Genomic DNA, 742 nt, shown 5'->3' with positions numbered 1-742 from the left:
GTACTTGGCGTAGGCGCGCAGCAGCGCGGCCTGCTGCCAGTCCAGACCGGCGCGCAGCACCAGCGAGTTGAACCGGTCGACCTCGGCCTCACCCCGCCAGGCGGCGGCGAAGGCGTCCTGGAAGCGCTTGCGCACCGTGTCCAGGTTCTCGGTGCCGATCTGCTCCAGCACCGAGAACCTGGACACGGTGCGCAAGCGCTTCCAGGACGCCTTCGCCGCCGCCTGGCGGGGTGAGGCCGAGGTCGACCGGTTCAACTCGCTGGTGCTGCGCGCCGGTCTGGACTGGCAGCAGGCCGCGCTGCTGCGCGCCTACGCCAAGTACCTGCGCCAGGCCCGCACCCCGTACAGCCAGGACTACATCGAGGACGCCGTCCTGGCGCACACCGACGTGATCGCGGCGCTGGTGCGGCTGTTCGAGGTCCGCTTCGACCCGAAGCTGGCCGACGAGGGCCGCCAGGCGCAGGTCGACACCCTGGTTGCCGAGGTGACCAGGATGATCGACGAGGTCACCAGCCTGGACGCGGACCGCATCCTGCGCTCCTACCTCACGCTGATCAACGCGACCCTGCGGACGAACTACTTCGTTCGGGACGAAGAGGTCGGCGAGGCCAAGCCGTACCTGTCGTTCAAGCTGGAGCCGAAGGCCATCCCGGACCTGCCCCAGCCGCGCCCGGCGTTCGAGATCTTCGTGTACTCGCCGCGCATCGAGGGCGTGCACCTGCGCTTCGGCCCGGTGGCGCGC

The 742-nt window shown here is 69.9% G+C and carries 1 protein-coding gene and 1 pseudogene; one reads left to right on the top strand and one right to left on the bottom strand.

All coding sequences use genetic code 11. The annotated features are described in order from the left end of the window. The coding region (locus CCN37_RS41940; protein WP_143262046.1) for an NAD-glutamate dehydrogenase domain-containing protein at positions 1-186 on the bottom strand (186 nt) is incomplete at its 3' end. Between CCN37_RS41940 and CCN37_RS37835 the strand changes: the two are divergent. Beyond that, a pseudogene (locus CCN37_RS37835) lies at positions 182-742 on the top strand (NAD-glutamate dehydrogenase domain-containing protein); the annotation flags it as partial. The gene CCN37_RS41940 and the pseudogene CCN37_RS37835 overlap by 5 nt on opposite strands.

This window comes from Allokutzneria sp. NRRL B-24872, assembly GCF_002155965.1.
GTDB lineage: Bacteria > Actinomycetota > Actinomycetes > Mycobacteriales > Pseudonocardiaceae > Allokutzneria.
This window is presented reverse-complemented; position numbering and strand designations above follow the sequence as displayed.